This window comes from Streptomyces resistomycificus, assembly GCF_001514265.1.
In the GTDB taxonomy this organism is placed as follows: domain Bacteria; phylum Actinomycetota; class Actinomycetes; order Streptomycetales; family Streptomycetaceae; genus Streptomyces; species Streptomyces resistomycificus.
In genome coordinates, this window is the sequence record NZ_KQ949007.1 from 67,164 (window position 1) to 84,259 (window position 17,096).

Sequence of the window (17,096 nt, forward strand, 5' to 3'; positions counted from 1 at the left end):
CCTCACCACCTCCGACCGACACCACCTCCAAGGACAGCCCACCCCCTCTGCTGAGAGGAGCGTCGCCGTGCCTCACTCCGACGCCGGCGCCGGCACCACCCCCGTCGCCGGCACCGGCCCCCACACCGGTTCCGGTACGAGCCTGAGCCCGGTCCGTGCCGAGACGAGCGATGCCGAAGCCCTCGACTGCGAAGACACGCTGGAGCTGCGCCTCCCCGATGAACTCATCGCGCTCTTCGAGGAGAAGCAGTGCACCGACTGCTGTCCGGTCCGCGACCACGCTGAGGTCACGGCACCGTCTGCCGGCGTGTCACCGGCAGCCGACGACCTGCTCGACCGCGTAGCAGAGTGGGGTCCGACCGCCACCCCCGCAGGGATGTTCCATCTCGTTCCCGTATGCCTGGACCGGGATCTGCCGCTTGTCAGCCGTTGGATGAACGACCCCGCCGTCGCGGAGTTCTGGGAGCTGGGGGGACATCAGTCCGTCACGGACCGCCACCTACGGGCGCAGCTCGCCGGCGACGGACGCAGCGTTCCATGCCTCGGCGTGCTGGAGGGCACGCCGATGAGCTACTGGGAGATCTACCGGGCAGACCTCGATCAACTGGCCCGTCACTATCCCGCCCGACCTCACGACACCGGGATCCACCTCCTGATCGGCAGTGTCGCCGACCGCGGGAGGGGGCTCGGCGGCACTCTGTTGCGAGCCGTCGCCGATCTCGTACTCGACAAGCGGTTCGCCTGTACCCGCGTGATCGCGGAACCCGACCTGCGCAACATTCCCTCCATCGCCGCCTTTCTCAGCGCGGGCTTCGGCTTCGCTGCCGAGGTCGACCTACCCACCAGACAAGTCGCCCTCATGGCCCGAGACCGGCACCTGCGGCATCTGCTGTGACGCCACGTCGCAGCGTCATCACTTTTGGTACACCGCTCGAGCCGATCCGGTTCCCACTCGCGTCACACGGGTTTTCCAGCCAGCGGCCTCCGTCCTGGTCGAGGCAGCCAGAGTCAAGGCCGAGCGGGCCTGTCAGGCAGCAACCTGTCCGATCCCATCCCCATCCGAGGAGCACCCGGTCTTGATCCCGCCCCTCGTCACCGCCTTGATCACCCGTTTGTCAGTGCCGGGTCGTAGGGTGGTCGCGCTATGACGAAGCCCTCACTCCCCGAACTCCTGCATGCTGCCGTCACTGCCGTCGGCGGCGCGGAGCGCCCAGGCCAGGTGACCATGGCCGAAGCCGTCGCTGACGCGATCGACGACGGCTCCCATCTTCTGGTCCAGGCCGGCACCGGCACCGGAAAGTCGCTGGGCTATCTCGTGCCCGCGCTCGCGCACGGGGAGCGCGTCGTCGTAGCGACCGCCACTCTTGCCCTGCAGCGCCAGCTCGTGGAGCGCGACCTGCCCCGCACGGTCGACGCGCTGCATCCGCTGCTGCGCCGCCGCCCGGAGTTCGCGATGCTCAAGGGCAGGTCCAACTACCTGTGTCTGCATCGGCTCCACGAGGGCGTCCCGCAGGACGAGGAGGAGGGCCTTTTCGACCAGTTCGAGGCGGCCGCACCCACCAGCAAGCTGGGGCAGGACCTGCTCCGCATGCGTGACTGGGCGGACGAGACCGAGACCGGCGACCGCGACGACCTGACGCCCGGCGTCTCCGACCGCGCCTGGGCCCAGATTTCGGTCTCGTCGAGGGAGTGCCTGGGTGCCTCGAAGTGCGCGTACGGGGCCGAGTGCTTCGCCGAGATGGCCCGCGAGCGCGCCAAGCTCTCCGAGGTCGTCGTCACCAACCACGCACTGCTCGCCATCGACGCCATCGAGGGTGCCCCGGTTCTCCCTCAGCACGAGGTGCTGATCGTCGACGAGGCCCACGAACTGGTCTCCCGGGTCACCGGTGTCGCCACCGGCGAACTCACGCCCGGGCAGGTCAACCGCGCGGTGCGTCGTGCGGCGAAGCTCGTCAACGAGAAGGCGGCAGACCAGCTCCAGACCGCTGCCGAGGGCTTCGAGCGGGTGATGGAGCTCGCCCTTCCCGGGCGGCTGGAGGAGGTTCCGGAGGACCTCGGCTACGCGCTGATGGCCTTGCGAGACGCATGCCGCACCGTGATCTCGGGGATCGGCGCCACCCGCGACAAGTCCGTCCAGGACGAGGACGCGGTCCGCAAGCAGGCGCTGGCCTCGGTGGAGAGCGTGCACGACGTCTCGGAGCGGATCACCAACGGCTCCGAATGGGACGTCGTCTGGTACGAGCGCCATGACCGATTCGGTGCCTCCCTGCGCGTCGCTCCCATGTCGGTCTCGGGCCTGCTGAGGGAGAAGCTCTTCGCGGACCGCTCAGTCGTCCTGACGTCAGCGACGCTGAAGCTGGGCGGCGACTTCAACGGTGTCGGTGCCTCGCTGGGCCTGGCCCCCGAAGGCACTGAGGGCGAGGACGTCCCGCAGTGGAAGGGCGTCGATGTCGGCTCGCCCTTCGACTACCCCAGGCAGGGCATCCTCTATGTCGCCAAGCACCTGGCCCGCCCGGCGCGCGACGGCGACCGCGCGGACATGCTCGACGAACTCACCGAACTGATCCAGGCTGCCGGCGGACGCACCCTGGGCCTGTTCTCCTCGATGAGGGCGGCCCAACTGGCGGCGGAGGAACTCCGCTCCCGAATCCCCGAGTTCCCCATCCTCCTGCAGGGTGAGGAGACCCTCGGCGAACTGATCAAGAACTTCGCGGCCGATCCGAGGACGTGTCTCTTCGGCACGCTGTCGCTATGGCAGGGCGTCGACGTGCCCGGCCCGAGCTGTCAGCTGGTCGTCATGGACAAGATTCCGTTCCCCAGGCCGGACGATCCGCTGATGAGCGCCCGCCAGAAGGCGGTGGAGGACGCCGGGGGCAACGGCTTCATGTCGGTCGCCGCCACCCACGCGGCCCTGCTGATGGCCCAGGGCGCCGGTCGCCTCGTACGCGCTTCGGGGGACCGCGGTGTGGTCGCCGTACTGGATCAGCGTCTGGCGACTGCGCGGTACGGGAGCTACCTGAAGGCGTCACTGCCCGACTTCTGGTACACGACGGACCGTAACCAGGTCCGCAAGTCGCTGGCCGCCATCGACGCGGTGGCACAGAAGGCGGAAACCGAAGCCACGGACGAATGATCACGGACGAATGATCGGGGGTTGGCCTGTCCCGACGCCGGGACAGGCCAACCCCGATCGAAAGCCCTTTGTCACCCGGGCGCGCACAGCACAGGGCCCCGGAACCGGCGCAGAGGTCCCGGGGCCCGGTCAGAGGGCCGGCCGCTCGCACGGGCCGCCGGCCGCGGCCGTCACACGCGCCGAAGTACCGCCACCACCTTGCCGAGGATGGTCGCGTCGTCACCGGGAATCGGCTCGTACGCGGCGTTGTGCGGGAGGAGCCAGACATGGCCGTCCTCGCGCTTGAAACGCTTGACGGTCGCCTCGCCGTCGAGCATCGCGGCGACGATGTCACCGTTCTCGGCGACCGGCTGGCGGCGGACCGTGACCCAGTCGCCGTCGCAGATCGCGGCCTCGATCATGGAATCGCCGACGACCTTCAGGACGAACAGCTCACCGTCGCCGACCAACTGGCGGGGGAGGGGGAAGACGTCCTCGACCGATTCCTCCGCGAGGATCGGGCCACCGGCGGCGATCCGGCCGACCAGAGGTACGTACGACGCGGCGGGCTTGCCCGCTGTGTCCGTGGGCTGGGCCGAGGAAGCCTGGTCGGAGCCCCGCACCTCGTAGGCACGCGGGCGGTGCGGGTCGCGGCGCAGGAAGCCCTTGCGCTCCAGTGCCATGAGCTGGTGTGCGACGGACGAGGTGCTGGACAGGCCGACCGCCTGGCCGATCTCCCGCATCGACGGCGGGTAGCCGCGCCGCTGCACGGAGTCCCTGATGACCTCGATCACCCGGCGTTGCCTGTCCGTGAGTCCGGAGCTGTCCGCCCGGATGCCTGGAGGTCGGCCCGGCAGGGAGCGCTTGTGCCCCTCGGGATTCATGGCTTCGTTCATCGCATGCACCGGCTCGAGTCGGCCCTGGGAGCGGTCCTGGGCAGTGATGGTGGCGCTGTCTGCGGTGGTGGTCACGTCGGCCCCTCTCGATGGTCTCCCTGCTGGACAACGGTAGTTGCTTTCGAAAGGTTGCGCCAAACACACGTTCGAGTGAAAAAACGTGAATAGCCTGACGCGATCATGTGGCCGGGTGTATAGATGACGCGGCGCCTCGCAGACAAAAGCGCCCATTGTTGTACTCTTCACCGCCGGGGTGGTGGCCTCGTGGGTGTTGCCCCAGTCTGCCATCCGCCTTTCGGCCCGCTCGGAACCGGCCCCCATCTCTGCCGGAATCCCACGCGCCCTCCCTGCGGCGCCCACGGTATCTCCGCATGTGTCGCAGCGATACGGCTGTGCGGTTCCGTGCCGGTGGGCCGGTTCGCGCAGGTGGCACGTGGTCCTGCGCGAGCGACACGCGCGCGTGGCGTGTATGTATGGGCCAATCCCCACATCTAGTGGTTGGATTGCGGCAGCAGCCCAGAAGTTGTGGTCCCCCGGGTCTTCGAGCCTACGGCGATCGCCTATGCTGGGGGCTGCTTCGAGGGGCCCAAGGGCCTCCTGGGGCTATTGAGTCTGCTGTGAGGAGGGTTGGAAGTTCATGCACTGCCCCTTCTGCAGGCACCCCGACAGCCGCGTGGTCGACAGTCGTACGACCGACGACGGCACGTCGATCCGCAGGCGCCGCCAGTGTCCTGACTGCTCCCGTCGTTTCACGACTGTGGAGACCTGCTCGCTCATGGTGGTCAAGCGGTCCGGAGTCACCGAGCCTTTCAGCCGTACCAAGGTCATCAATGGTGTGCGCAAGGCATGCCAGGGACGGCCTGTCACCGAGGACGCGCTCGCCCAGCTCGGCCAACGGGTCGAGGAGGCGGTGCGGGCCACCGGAAGCGCCGAGCTGACCACCCACGACGTGGGGCTGGCCATACTCGGCCCGTTGCAGGAGCTCGACCTCGTCGCCTATCTGCGATTCGCCTCCGTCTACCGGGCGTTCAACTCGCTCGAGGACTTCGAGGCCGCGATCGCGGAGCTCAGGGAACAGACGGGATCCCCCGCCGCGGACGACGAAGACCGCGACGGTGCCGACGCGGGGAGCCACGAAGACGACAGCGGGTCCGGAGGGACTGCTCAGGTTCCCGAGCCCGCACGCGCCGCCGACTGACCGCGGGCCGGCCCCGGACCAAGACTCCGGGCCCAGCCGGGCAACGGCGATGAGAAGACCTGTTGCGGGCCGTAGTGAGGGTGTCCGCAGCACCAGACAGAACACCGTGTCCCGGGAACATCGGGGCACTTCAGGGCGTTTTAGCCCGTACAGGGAGGCGGCATGACAGAGACGGCGAGCGGTCCGGCACGGAGTTCCCGCGCCAAGGGCACCAAGGCGACCAAGGGGCTGCGTATCGAGCGCATCCACACCACCCCCGGCGTGCATCCGTACGACGAGGTGTCCTGGGAGCGCCGTGACGTCGTCATGACCAACTGGCGCGACGGCTCGGTCAACTTCGAGCAGCGTGGCGTCGAGTTCCCCGACTTCTGGTCGGTGAACGCGGTCAACATCGTCACCAGCAAGTACTTCCGCGGTGCCGTGGGCACCCCGCAGCGTGAGACCGGCCTCAAGCAGCTGATCGACCGCATCGTGAAGACGTATCGGAAGGCCGGCGAGGACTACAAGTACTTCGCCTCGCCCGCTGACGCCGAGATCTTCGAGCACGAGCTGGCGTACGCCCTCCTGCACCAGATCTTCAGTTTCAACAGCCCCGTCTGGTTCAACGTCGGTACGCCGCAGCCCCAGCAGGTCTCCGCCTGCTTCATCCTGGCCGTGGACGACTCCATGGAGTCGATCCTCGACTGGTACAAGGAAGAGGGCATGATCTTCAAGGGCGGTTCCGGCGCCGGCCTGAACCTCTCCCGCATCCGCTCCTCCAAGGAGCTGCTCTCCTCCGGCGGCAACGCCTCCGGTCCGGTCTCCTTCATGCGAGGCGCCGACGCCTCCGCAGGAACGATCAAGTCCGGTGGCGCCACCCGCCGCGCCGCCAAGATGGTCATCCTCGACGTCGACCACCCCGACATCGAGGACTTCATCGAGACCAAGGTGAAGGAAGAGGAGAAGATCCGCGCCCTCCGTGACGCGGGCTTCGACATGGACCTGGGCGGCGACGACATCACGTCTGTCCAGTACCAGAACGCCAACAACTCGGTCCGGGTCAACGACACCTTCATGAAGGCCGTCGAGACGGGCGGCAAGTTCGGCCTGACGTCCCGCATGACCGGTGAGGTCATCGAGGAGGTCGACGCCAAGTCCCTCTTCCGCAAGATGGCCGAGGCCGCCTGGGCCTGCGCCGACCCCGGCATCCAGTACGACGACACCATCAACCACTGGCACACCTGCCCGGAGTCCGGCCGGATCAACGGCTCGAACCCCTGCAGCGAGTACATGCACCTGGACAACACGTCCTGCAACCTCGCCTCGCTGAACCTGATGAAGTTCCTGAAGGACGACACCAAGGGCAACCAGTCCTTCGACGTCGAGCGCTTCGCGAAGGTCGTCGAGCTCGTCATCACCGCGATGGACATCTCCATCTGCTTCGCGGACTTCCCGACCCAGAAGATCGGCGAGAACACGCGCGCGTTCCGCCAGCTCGGCATCGGTTACGCCAACCTCGGCGCCCTGTTGATGGCGACCGGCCACGCCTATGACTCCGACGGCGGCCGCGCCCTCGCCGGTGCCATCACCTCCCTGATGACCGGCACGTCGTACCGACGCTCCGCCGAACTCGCCGCGGTCGTCGGCCCGTACGACGGCTACGCCCGCAACGCGCAGCCGCACCTGCGGGTCATGAAGCAGCACTCGGACGAGAACACGAAGGCCGTCCGCATCGACGACCTGGACACGCCGATCTGGGCCGCCGCCACGGAAGCCTGGCAGGACGTGCTGCGTCTCGGTGAGAAGAACGGTTTCCGTAACTCCCAGGCGTCCGTCATCGCCCCGACCGGCACCATCGGTCTCGCGATGTCCTGCGACACCACCGGCCTGGAGCCCGACCTGGCGCTGGTCAAGTTCAAGAAGCTGGTCGGCGGCGGCTCGATGCAGATCGTCAACGGCACCGTCCCGCAGGCTCTGCGCCGCCTGGGCTACCAGGAGGAGCAGATCGAGGCGATCGTCGCCCACATCGCCGACCACGGCAATGTGATCGACGCCCCCGGTCTCAAGCAGGAGCACTACGAGGTCTTCGACTGCGCCATGGGCGAGCGTTCCATCTCCGCGATGGGCCACGTCCGCATGATGGCCGCGATCCAGCCGTGGATCTCCGGCGCCCTCTCCAAGACGGTCAACCTGCCGGAGTCGGCGACCGTCGAGGACGTCGAGGAGGTCTACTTCGAGGCCTGGAAGATGGGCGTCAAGGCGCTCGCCATCTACCGCGACAACTGCAAGGTCGGCCAGCCGCTCTCCGCCAAGACCAAGGAGAAGGAGAAGGCCGAGGTCACGGAGAAGGCCGAGGCGACCATTCGCGAGACGGTCGAGAAGATCGTCGAGTACCGCCCGGTCCGCAAGCGCCTTCCCAAGGGCCGCCCCGGGATCACGACGTCCTTCACCGTCGGCGGCGCCGAGGGCTACATGACGGCCAACTCCTACCCGGACGACGGCCTGGGCGAGGTCTTCCTGAAGATGTCGAAGCAGGGCTCGACCCTCGCGGGCATGATGGACGCCTTCTCGATCGCCGTCTCCGTCGGCCTGCAGTACGGCGTGCCGCTGGAGACGTACGTCTCCAAGTTCACCAACATGCGCTTCGAGCCGGCCGGCATGACGGACGACCCGGACGTGCGGATGGCGCAGTCGATCGTCGACTACATCTTCCGCCGCCTGGCGCTCGACTTCCTGCCCTTCGAGACGCGTTCGGCCCTCGGTATCCACTCCGCCGAGGAGCGTCAGCGCCACCTGGAGACGGGTTCGTACGAGCCCTCCGACGACGAGGTCGACGTCGAGGGGCTCGCACAGTCGGCGCCGCGTGCCCAGGAGCTGAAGGCCGTCGCCACGCCGAAGGCCGAGGTCGAGGTGGCCAAGCCCGCCCCGCAGCAGGCCCACACCAGCGCCGAGCTGGTGGAGATGCAGCTGGGCATCCAGGCCGACGCCCCGCTGTGCTTCTCCTGCGGTACGAAGATGCAGCGGGCCGGTTCCTGCTACATCTGCGAGGGCTGCGGCTCGACGAGCGGCTGCAGCTGATCCCGGGCGGCCTCCAGGGCTGAACCCGGTCAGGGCGGTGGAGCGCATGTCGCTCCACCGCCCTTGGTCTACGCGATCCCGGCCGGTCGTATGCGATGCCATCGAGATGCCTGTCGTGGGCTTGTCGTCGCAGGTGCCGTGATGGCAGGCTCAGGGGCATGATCAAGAGAATCGAGCCCTTCCGCCTCCGTTGAGCGAGGCCGCCGGGACTGAGCTTCCCGGATCCAGGACCACACTGTTCGACCATGCCCTGCGTCTCCACGGGCTGACCCCCGACGCCCCGCTGCCACGTGATGGTGTGCCGTATCCCGACGAAGAGCGTCGTCGCAGTAGGCCGCGGCCAGAGCACCCCCGTGATCGTGAGCAGATCGGGGCCGACGTCGCGGCCGTCCTCGATGAGAACTTCAGCGACCCACGGTCCGTCCCCGATCAACTGGTCGGCCGTTTTCACGGCATCCACGTGCCCATCCATCCCAACCCACGCGTCGCCGCGGCTGCCTTGCGCGGAGGCGCACGGGCCAGGGAGGCGGGGCGCCGGCTCGTCAGGCACGGAACCGACACGGACGATGTCGTCGTCGGCCTGTCCCTGCTCGCCGCGGTCGGCACTGTCGACGATGTTCCGTACATCCAGACCGTCGGACTCCTCTCCTGCACCTTCGGTCCACTCGCGGCGCATGCGATGGAGCGGTTGCCGGACGGCGCGGGTGCGCTCCTCTGGCTGGCGGATCGAGTAGCCGGCTGGGGGCGGGTCTACGTGGTCGAGGCGCTGTGTCGGCTGGTGGAGGGTCATCCGGACGTCCGTCACTGGCTGTTGCGGAATGCCGTGGACGGGGACTTCCTCAACGGTTACTTCGCCGGCAAGGTGGCGCTGGCCGCAGGCCTCCACCAGGCCCTCGTTGGAGCGGTTGCGGATGCCGAGGTCGTGGAGCACGCTGGCAGCCTCCTCCACGTGCTCACCTCTTGCCAGGGCATGGGCATGACGCTCGCGCACTATCCGCACGCCGAGGAAGCGCTGGCTGCTCTGCTGCGTCACCTTGAGCGGCTGGGGCCTTCGCCCAGCCGCTACTACACCGCCGCACTACTCGCGGGAAGCCTCGGCGAGCACGGGGACGAGGGCTCGATCGAGTCCGTCGGACGGTGGCAGACCTGTCGGGAGGGCTACGTCGCCCTCCTCGAACGGGAGGAATGGTGCGAAACGGCAAGGAACGCCATAGCTGCCGACGATCATCGTTTGCTCTGGCTCGCTGAGTCAGCGTCCCACTTGGTGCTGAGGGCGTTCGGCGACCTGCTTGGTCCTCCGAGGAAAAGCGCACCTCAGGAATAAGCGCCTGGCCGCCGGCACTGCTCTCATCCGCAGACCTGCGTCCTCAGGGATGCGCGCATTGCCAGGGCGGCGGCGCCGACTTCTCGGTGCCGCCGCCCTCACAGCGTGTCGTTCATCCGAAGCGGCAAGGGAGGGTCAGGGCCGGCGGGTCCGGCCCATGGTCGCCGTGAACGTCGCGGGGTCGTCCTCGAAGCCCTGGACGCCGGGATGGAACTCCCAGGTGCCGGAGCCCTCGCGTACGAACTCGCCGACTGTGGCCGCCGTCGCCCCGAGCACCTCCCCGAAGTTGTCCGCGGCGAGGTCGGTGTAACCCTCACGGATGCGGAGCGCGGGGTTGATCACGCTCACGAAGGTCCGACGTTCCGGCCGCTGCTGTATCACCACGCCGACCACCACGCGCGCGTAGCGGGCGTCGAGCCGCTCCAGCTCGACCGTCATGACCTCGTCCCACCCGAAGCCCTTGCCGTCCTTGCTGTCACGGTTGAGGTAGATGGTGCCGTCGGGGGAGCGGCTGTCGAAGTGCACCACGTAGTCGGGATCCCCGTGCGGATCGCTCGTCAGGTAGGTGGCGGCGACGACGTCCAGATCGCTGGGCGGCTCTCCAGCCGGACTCGGGTCCCACTTGAGGGCGATCTCGACCTTTCGGATGCCCTTCTTGAGGCCGTTCACCAGACTTCCCCTTCCCCCGGAGGCGCCGCCCGAACTGCCGGGCGGACAAGGCAGGTTGTCCATCCTGCCACGCGTACGCGTGCGCCCGCCGGAGAGCACTCCGTTCGAGAGTGACCTGCGCCACGCCCCGTGGCCTTACCATGGCGCGGTGCTGGTCAAGTGGATTCGCTGCACCGTGGTGGACCGCCGCGGTTTCGAGCGGGGGCAGCGAAAGTGGGCGGGGCTTCTGGGGGAGCCGGGGTTTCGGGGACAGGGTGGTGGATGGAGCCGGGGGCGGCCGGGCGTGGCGCACACTTTCGCCTTCTGGGAGAGCCGCGCCTTCTACGACTCCTTCATGGCCAGGTCGTACGACCGACTGGCCACGGCGCAGTCGGGCACCTTCAAGGACCGCCAGGCCAAACTGTTCGACTACCGCTTCGACGTGAAGACCGGCTTCGAACCGCGGTTCTCGGACGCGGACCTGGTACGCGTCGCCCACTGCCGCGTCCACGAGGAGCGCGCCGAGCACTTCACGCTCATGCAGGAAAAGGTCTGGAACCCCGCGATGGCCGGATCGCCCGGCATGATCCGCGGACTGTTCGGAGAGGCGCCCGGAAGCGAGTTCCTGGTCCTGTCGATGTGGCTCTCGGCCGCCGAACACGGCAAATACCGCACCGAGCGGGTGGAGCGCCTCGCCCTGAGGGCGCAGACGGAGGCGGACGTCGCGTCCCTCACGGGCGACATCGTGGAGCTGGAACCGAGCTGGACGGTGTGACGTCCCGGTCGGCGGCTCGTGGCTCTTGATGTGGCCGCTGGTGCGGAAAGTGTGTGACCTACGCTGTATGGAGGCCGTAGGAGTGCTCTATGAGCCGTCACTCGATCTAGGGTCTTGGCATGGCACGACCACGGCGCATCGTCCTTGTCCGGCACGGCGAGTCAACGGGCAATGTTGATGACACCGTGTACGAGCGTGAACCCGACCACGCCCTGGCCCTGACCGACCGGGGCCTGCAGCAGGCAGAGGAGACGGGCAAGCGGCTGCGCGAGGTGTTCGGACGCGAGCGCGTCAGCGTGTACGTCTCTCCGTATCGCCGAACGCACGAGACCCTGCGTGCCTTCCACCTGGACCCCGAGCTCATACGGGTGCGCGAGGAGCCCCGGCTGCGCGAGCAGGACTGGGGAAACTGGCAGGACCGCGACGACGTGCGGCTTCAGAAGGCCTATAGGGACGCGTACGGGCACTTCTTCTACCGTTTCGCTCAGGGGGAGTCCGGGGCCGACGTGTACGACCGCGTCGGCAACTTCCTGGAGAGCCTGTACCGCAGCTTCGAGGCACCCGACCACCCCTCCAACGTCCTGCTCGTCACGCACGGTCTGGCCATGCGGTTGTTCTGCATGCGCTGGTTCCACTGGACGGTCGCGGAGTTCGAGTCACTCGCGAATCCCGGGAACGCGGAGATGCGGATGCTCGTTCTGGGAGACGACGGCAAGTATGTGCTCGACCGGCCCTTCGACCGATGGCGGGATCCGGAGCCGTACGGGATCACCGGATAGAGTGGCAGGGCGATGACCGCTGACTCCTCTCCCGACGGGCGCCTGGATCGCGCCCTGGCCAGCCTGCGTGGACTGGCCGTGGGGGACGCGCTGGGCTCGCAGTTCTTCGTGCCGGTGAACTACCCCCTGCTGAAGGACCGCGAGCTGCCGCCAGGCCCCTGGCAGTGGACGGACGACACGGAGATGGCCTGCTCCGTGGTCGCGGTCCTGGCCGCCCACCACCGCATCGACCAGGACGCCCTGGCTCGCTCCTTCGCCGAGCACCACGACTTCGACCGTGGCTACGGCCCGGCGGTCAACCGTCTGCTTCGGCTGGTCCGGGAGGGCGGCGACTGGCGGGAACTCGCGGCCGAGCTCTTCAACGGCCAGGGGTCCTGGGGCAACGGGGCCGCGATGCGCGTCGCCCCCCTGGGCGCTTGGTACGCGGACGACCCCGAGCAGGCCACCCACCAGGCGGAGATCTCCTCGTACCCCACGCACCAGCACCGTGAGGCCGTGGTCGGTGCCATGGCCGTCGCCGCGGCCGCAGCGCTGGCCGCCGCTCCCGGTGGCCCGCCCAGCCCCGAGGTGCTCCTCGACGGTGTGATCGCGCTGGTTCCCAAGAGCGCCGTGGGCGCCGGACTAAGGCGAGCCCGGGACATGCTCGACTACGCCGATGCCGGCACCGTCGCTGCCGTACTGGGCTGCGGGCGGCGTACGACGGCCCACGACACCGTCCCCTTCGCGCTCTGGTCGGCCGCCAGGGCCCTGGGGGACTACGAGCAGGCCTTCTGGACGACGGCGCAGGTCGGCGGCGATGTCGACACGACCTGCGCCATCGTGGGCGGGGTGATCGCCGCGGGCAAAGCGGGCACGCCGCCGACGGCCTGGGTGGAACAGACGGAGGTTCTGCCTGACTGGGTTCCCGCTTCGGTCCGAGGTCCGAGGTCCGAGGTCTGAGGACTCGGGTCGAAGGCTGACCTGCGTTCTGAGGCTTGACGGTGGCTCCCGGCGTGGCGGTGTGCTGCTCACTGTCTGTCGGCGAGCGCGATCGCGAGCCTTTCACAACTCTCTGTACGTGTTGGGAACTCTGTGTGACCGGCGGGGCGTTCTCGTGTCAGTCGCCGTGTGCGATACGGGGTCGCACGGGCAGGTGACACGCGAGCAGGGCGGGGGTGACCATGCATTTCCTACGAGGTTCGGTGACGACGCTGGTTGCGCTGGCGGTGCTGGGTGTGTCGGCCCGAGCGCGTGGCGTGCGAATGGCCGGACCGCGGTCCCTGCCTCGGGGCTCTTGGACCGGGGTCGGCCATTCGCATCGCTGGATGGGGTCGGTCGGCTCAGCCGATGCCGGGTCCCGCCGTGCCGGCCAGGGCGTCCAGATCGCTCTTGCGGACCCTGATCACCGACCAGGCGGTGATCAGGGCGAGGACGGCCATTGCCGCGGCCGCGATGAAGCCCGTCGAGATGCCCTGGGCGAGCACCTCGTGTCCCCAGGGGGCGGGCAGCTGGTGTGTCTGGCCGAACTGTGCCTTCTGTTCCGCCGAACCTTCGGCGAGGAACTTCGGCAGCTGCTTCTCCGCCTCGTCCTTGCTGGCCGAGCCGAAAACCGTCGTGAGGATGGACAGGCCGAGCGAACCGCCCACCTGCTGAGTGGTGTTGAGGAGTCCGGAGGCCGCTCCCGCTTCATGCGGGGCGACACCGGAGACCGCGGTGAGTGTCAGCGTCACGAAGTTCAGGCCCATGCCGAAGCCGAACACCAGCATCGGCCCGAGCACGCCGCCGGCATAGGAGCTGTCGGAGCTGATGAGGGCCTGCCAGCCCAGCCCGATCGCTGCCAGCGCCGAGCCGACGATCATGAAGGGCTTGGGCCCGAGAACCGGCAGGAACCGCTGCGACAGGGCGGCCCCCAGACCGATGACGACCGTGACCGGGAGGAAGGCGAGACCGGCCTTGATCGGGCTGTACCCCAGCACGTTCTGCACGAAGAGCACGATGTAGAAGAACATGCCGAACATTGCCGCGGCGAGGCTCAGCATGATCACGTATGTTCCCGAGCGATTGCGATCGGCGAACATCCTGAGTGGGGTGCTCGGTTCCTTGGCGCGGGACTCGATGAACGCGAAGGCCAACAGCAGAACCACGGCAGCACCGAACGAGCCGATGGTCAGGCTGTCGCGCCACCCCTCGTCCGCTGCCCGGATGAACCCGTAGACGAGCAGGGCCATGCCGGAGGTCGAGGTCAACGCGCCGGCGATGTCGAAGCGTCCGGTGTGCCGCTCGGACTCGCTGATGTACAGCGGGGTGAGCACGGCGATCAACACGCCGATGGGGACGTTCACGAAGAGCACCCAACGCCAGTCGAGCCACTCCGTGAGCATGCCGCCCGCGAGCAGACCGATGGCGCCGCCGCCCGCGGACACCGCGGCGAAGACGCCGAAAGCCCGGTTCCTCTCCGGGCCTTCGGGGAACGTCGTGGTGATGAGGGCCAACGACGTGGGCGACGCGATCGCGCCCCCCACCCCTTGCAGAACGCGTGCCGCCAGCAACTGCCACGGCTCCTGGGCCAGTCCGCCGAGCAGCGAGGCGAAGGTGAACAGCAGGATGCCGGTCATGAAGACCCGACGACGGCCGAGGATGTCGCCGGCCCGGCCGCCGAGGAGCAGCAGGCCGCCGAAGGTCAGGGTGTAGGAGCTCACCACCCAGGTGAGGTCAGTCGTACTGAACTTGAGCGCGTCTTGTATGTGCGGGAGCGCGATGTTCACAATCGTCGCGTCGAGTACCACCATGAGTTGGCAGGCCGCGATGACGGCGAGTGCGATGCCGGGATGCCCCTCCCGGCGGGCCGCACCTGGTTTCTGGTCCTTAATCAACTGAGAGGTCGTCACTATGGGTCCCCCACGACAGCTTTAGTGAACGATCGCGTTCACTGTTGCGTCAACGGTAGTGAGTCCCGTGTAGTGAACGCAAGCGTTCACTCGGCCTGTTGTCGCGTGGCGCGTCCCCCGCTGCTTCTGCGCGCTGATCCCCTCCCTCCCCAAAACCCCGCTCCCCCTGTCTGTTGGAGACGCTCAGATGGTTACCTCGCGCTGGACGGCCGCCCCCGCTCGGACGGCCTCCCTTCGTCGGCGCGGCGTCGTGCTCGAACGCGCGATCCTCGAAGCCGCCCTGGATCAGCTCAGTACGGTCGGCTGGAAGGGCCTCACCATGGAGGGCGTCGCTTCCGGCGCCCAGACCGGCAAGGCCGCCGTGTACCGGCGTTGGCCCTCCAAGGAGGACCTTGTCGCGGATGCGCTCCAGGCCGGGTTGCCGCCTCTCGGAGAGGCTCCCGATCTTGGGAGCGTGCGCGAGGATCTGCTCTCGCTGTGCCTGCGGGCGCGTGATGCGATGTACTCACGCCCGGGCTTCGCTCTCCGGGCGGTGATTCACGAATGCGACCCCGCGCAGGTGGAGCGCTTCCATGGCGTGATCTTCGGGGGTGTAGTGGAGCCGACCCTCGCGCTGCTGCGCGAGGTCATCGCGCGCGGGATAGAGCGTGGAGAGGTGCGGGGCGACGCGGCGAACGGTTACGTCTTCGATGCCATCCCGGCCATGATGATGTATCGCTCCAAGATGTGCGCGAGCGAATGGAACGACCGAGATGTCGAAGACATGATCGACCAGTTGATGGTTCCGCTACTGCGGCCGACCGGCGCGTGACGCCGACAGGCAAAGGGCTCGCGGACACCGTCGAAGCCGTTAAGGGAAACCGGGGTGTCGAAGGGTGATCCGGGCGGCGTAGGCTAAGGGCGCCATGCCGTACGAACCGCCTACTCACACCGTCGAGCGCTCCCTCCGCGCCACGACCGGAGCGAAGATCATTGCCGGTGTCGACGAGGTGGGCCGCGGTGCCTGGGCCGGCCCCGTCAGCGTCTGCGCGGCGGTCACCGGACTGCGCCGACCCCCCGAAGGTCTCACCGACTCCAAGCTGCTCAGCGTCAAGCGGCGCACCGAGCTCGCCAAGGAGTTGCACCAGTGGGTGTCGTCGTATGCCCTGGGGCACGCCTCCCCGGAGGAGATCGACCAGATGGGTATGACGGCTGCTCTGCGGCTCGCGGCGGTGCGTGCTCTGGACGCCCTGCCGGTCCGTCCCGACGCGGTGATCCTCGACGGGAAGCACGACTATCTCGGGACGCCGTGGAAGGTCCGCACGGTGATCAAGGGTGACCGGTCGTGCGTGGCTGTCGCGGCGGCCTCGGTGATCGCCAAGGTTCAGCGCGACAAAATGATGGCCGAACTGGGTATCGACCATGCAGACTTCGATTTTGCGGCCAACGCCGGGTATCCGTCGCCCGTGCACAAGGCCGCGCTGGAGGAGCGGGGACCCACCCCGTACCACCGGCTGTCGTGGGCGTATCTTGATGCGCTGCCCCAGTGGCGGCACCTCAAGAAGGTCCGCAGCTGGGCGGATGGAAGCGTTCCGGAGATCGAGGGTCAGCTCGGCTTCGATTTCTGACGATTCCACTCGCACTCATGTGCCACCCGCCGTCGCGCGTCGCACCAACGTTTGATAAATATCAGCCCATGCCTCTCATTCCCGAGGAGCCTCAGATTCACGAGAGTGCCCAGGGTCCCCGCGCCACTCCGGCCAGCGGCCGTACCGCGCCGACCCCTCGTCCTGTACCCGGCCCCCGCCCCGCGGCTCACCCGCGTCCCGGTCGCCCTGGCCCGCTGCGGCCCACGCCACCGGTGCAACGTACGCCGCGCGAAGTGGCCGTGGCCAAGCCCGGACCGTCGGGCCCGGCCACCGCTGTCGCCGCCGCCCCGGTGACCCCGCAGATCCAGCTGATCCCGGCCTCCGCCGAGGGTGCGCTCGATGCTGCCGAAGAAGCCGTCGACCTGTTGTTGGACTCGGGTCGCGCCCCCGGCGAGGTGCTGGTGCTCACCACCGGCGAACCGCACCCGTGGGCCGTCCACGAACTGTCCTTCGGCGAAACCTCCTACTGGGCGCAGCACGAAGCCGCCGACGATGTCTTCTACGCAGACGCCGCCGTGGCTTCACGCGCTGCCTCACGTCCGGTGGTCGTCGTCGCGGTCAACGGTGGCCCCGAGTCGGCGGTCGCCGACGCCCTGCCGCTCGCCCATGCCCGGGCTGGTGCGCTGTTGATCGTCTGTGGCAACCCGCAGCAGATCAACTCGGTGCTGGGCACGGGCGCCTGAGCCGCATCCGGATCGTCCGGGGGGACACCGGGGGGTGACGTAAGGGTGCCGCTCAGGCGGCACCTGCTCCGAGGTTTCTTCGTCGTTCCCGCAATCCGCGCGACGGCACCTCTCGCCCCCTCATGCATG

At 68.2% G+C, this 17,096-nt stretch carries 14 protein-coding genes; 11 read left to right on the top strand and 3 right to left on the bottom strand.

Features of this window, described 5'->3' with window-relative positions:
- Nucleotides 1-67 precede the first annotated feature (67 nt).
- Both AQJ84_RS38460 and AQJ84_RS38465 read left to right on the top strand, forming a co-directional pair.
- The gene (locus AQJ84_RS38460; protein WP_030038936.1) at nt 68-895 is read left to right on the top strand and encodes a GNAT family N-acetyltransferase; all 828 of its coding nucleotides are present in this window, start codon (nt 68-70) and stop codon (nt 893-895) included.
- Nucleotides 896-1,144: 249 nt separating this feature from the next.
- Nucleotides 1,145-3,133: an ATP-dependent DNA helicase gene (locus AQJ84_RS38465; RefSeq protein ID WP_030038937.1), complete on the top strand. Its 1,989-nt coding sequence runs from the start codon at nt 1,145-1,147 to the stop codon at nt 3,131-3,133.
- 170 nt (nt 3,134-3,303) lie between these two features.
- Here AQJ84_RS38465 and lexA read toward each other — a convergent pair whose 3' ends face one another.
- Nucleotides 3,304-4,083, bottom strand: a complete 780-nt coding sequence (gene lexA / locus AQJ84_RS38470; RefSeq protein WP_030038938.1) for a transcriptional repressor LexA — start codon at nt 4,081-4,083, stop codon at nt 3,304-3,306.
- Nucleotides 4,084-4,645: 562 nt separating this feature from the next.
- Between lexA and nrdR the strand changes: the two genes are divergently transcribed.
- The 3 genes from nrdR (at nt 4,646) to AQJ84_RS38485 (ending at nt 9,587) form a co-directional block, all read left to right on the top strand.
- Nucleotides 4,646-5,206 (top strand): transcriptional regulator NrdR, encoded by a 561-nt coding sequence (nrdR, locus tag AQJ84_RS38475; protein WP_030038939.1) that lies wholly within the window; start codon nt 4,646-4,648, stop codon nt 5,204-5,206.
- A 162-nt stretch (nt 5,207-5,368) separates the two neighbouring features.
- The gene (locus AQJ84_RS38480; protein ID WP_030038940.1) at nt 5,369-8,263 is read left to right on the top strand and encodes a vitamin B12-dependent ribonucleotide reductase; all 2,895 of its coding nucleotides are present in this window, start codon (nt 5,369-5,371) and stop codon (nt 8,261-8,263) included.
- 298 nt (nt 8,264-8,561) lie between these two features.
- Entirely contained in the window at nt 8,562-9,587 is a 1,026-nt protein-coding gene (locus AQJ84_RS38485) for a hypothetical protein (RefSeq protein ID WP_225889256.1), read from the top strand.
- 135 nt (nt 9,588-9,722) lie between these two features.
- On the opposite strand, the gene AQJ84_RS38490 is transcribed toward AQJ84_RS38485, so the two are convergent.
- Nucleotides 9,723-10,256: a TerD family protein gene (locus tag AQJ84_RS38490; protein WP_030038942.1), complete on the bottom strand. Its 534-nt coding sequence runs from the start codon at nt 10,254-10,256 to the stop codon at nt 9,723-9,725.
- Between the two features lie 148 nt (nt 10,257-10,404).
- Between AQJ84_RS38490 and AQJ84_RS38495 the strand changes: the two genes are divergently transcribed.
- The 3 genes from AQJ84_RS38495 (at nt 10,405) to AQJ84_RS38505 (ending at nt 12,728) form a co-directional block, all read left to right on the top strand.
- Complete coding sequence (locus tag AQJ84_RS38495; protein ID WP_030038943.1) at nt 10,405-11,010, top strand: YdbC family protein; 606 nt, start codon at nt 10,405-10,407, stop codon at nt 11,008-11,010.
- Between the two features lie 119 nt (nt 11,011-11,129).
- A complete protein-coding gene (locus tag AQJ84_RS38500; RefSeq protein ID WP_030038944.1) occupies nt 11,130-11,789 on the top strand; it encodes a histidine phosphatase family protein in 660 nt (219 codons plus the stop codon).
- A 12-nt stretch (nt 11,790-11,801) separates the two neighbouring features.
- Nucleotides 11,802-12,728: an ADP-ribosylglycohydrolase family protein gene (locus AQJ84_RS38505; RefSeq protein ID WP_030038945.1), complete on the top strand. Its 927-nt coding sequence runs from the start codon at nt 11,802-11,804 to the stop codon at nt 12,726-12,728.
- Between the two features lie 380 nt (nt 12,729-13,108).
- Here the strand turns inward: AQJ84_RS38505 and AQJ84_RS38510 are convergent, their stop codons facing one another.
- The gene (locus AQJ84_RS38510) at nt 13,109-14,656 is read right to left on the bottom strand and encodes an MFS transporter (protein WP_030038946.1); all 1,548 of its coding nucleotides are present in this window, start codon (nt 14,654-14,656) and stop codon (nt 13,109-13,111) included.
- Between the two features lie 187 nt (nt 14,657-14,843).
- On the opposite strand from AQJ84_RS38510, the gene AQJ84_RS38515 reads away from it, so the two are divergent.
- From AQJ84_RS38515 to AQJ84_RS38525, 3 genes are all read left to right on the top strand, one after another.
- Nucleotides 14,844-15,467: a TetR/AcrR family transcriptional regulator gene (locus AQJ84_RS38515; protein ID WP_030038947.1), complete on the top strand. Its 624-nt coding sequence runs from the start codon at nt 14,844-14,846 to the stop codon at nt 15,465-15,467.
- A gap of 94 nt (nt 15,468-15,561) precedes the next feature.
- On the top strand, nt 15,562-16,263 hold the full coding sequence (locus tag AQJ84_RS38520) for a ribonuclease HII (RefSeq protein WP_030038948.1): 702 nt from the start codon (nt 15,562-15,564) through the stop codon (nt 16,261-16,263).
- Between the two features lie 68 nt (nt 16,264-16,331).
- A complete protein-coding gene (locus AQJ84_RS38525; RefSeq protein WP_078631678.1) occupies nt 16,332-16,967 on the top strand; it encodes a hypothetical protein in 636 nt (211 codons plus the stop codon).
- The last annotated feature ends 129 nt before the right edge of the window (nt 16,968-17,096 follow it).

Coding starts and splice junctions, on each gene's coding strand:
- AQJ84_RS38465 (WP_030038937.1), top strand. CDS start 1,145: ATGACGAAGCCCTCACTCCCCGAACTCCTGCATGCTGCCGTCACTGCC.
- nrdR (WP_030038939.1), top strand. CDS start 4,646: ATGCACTGCCCCTTCTGCAGGCACCCCGACAGCCGCGTGGTCGACAGT.
- AQJ84_RS38480 (WP_030038940.1), top strand. CDS start 5,369: ATGACAGAGACGGCGAGCGGTCCGGCACGGAGTTCCCGCGCCAAGGGC.
- AQJ84_RS38500 (WP_030038944.1), top strand. CDS start 11,130: ATGGCACGACCACGGCGCATCGTCCTTGTCCGGCACGGCGAGTCAACG.
- AQJ84_RS38505 (WP_030038945.1), top strand. CDS start 11,802: ATGACCGCTGACTCCTCTCCCGACGGGCGCCTGGATCGCGCCCTGGCC.
- AQJ84_RS38515 (WP_030038947.1), top strand. CDS start 14,844: ATGGTTACCTCGCGCTGGACGGCCGCCCCCGCTCGGACGGCCTCCCTT.
- AQJ84_RS38520 (WP_030038948.1), top strand. CDS start 15,562: ATGCCGTACGAACCGCCTACTCACACCGTCGAGCGCTCCCTCCGCGCC.
- AQJ84_RS38525 (WP_078631678.1), top strand. CDS start 16,332: ATGCCTCTCATTCCCGAGGAGCCTCAGATTCACGAGAGTGCCCAGGGT.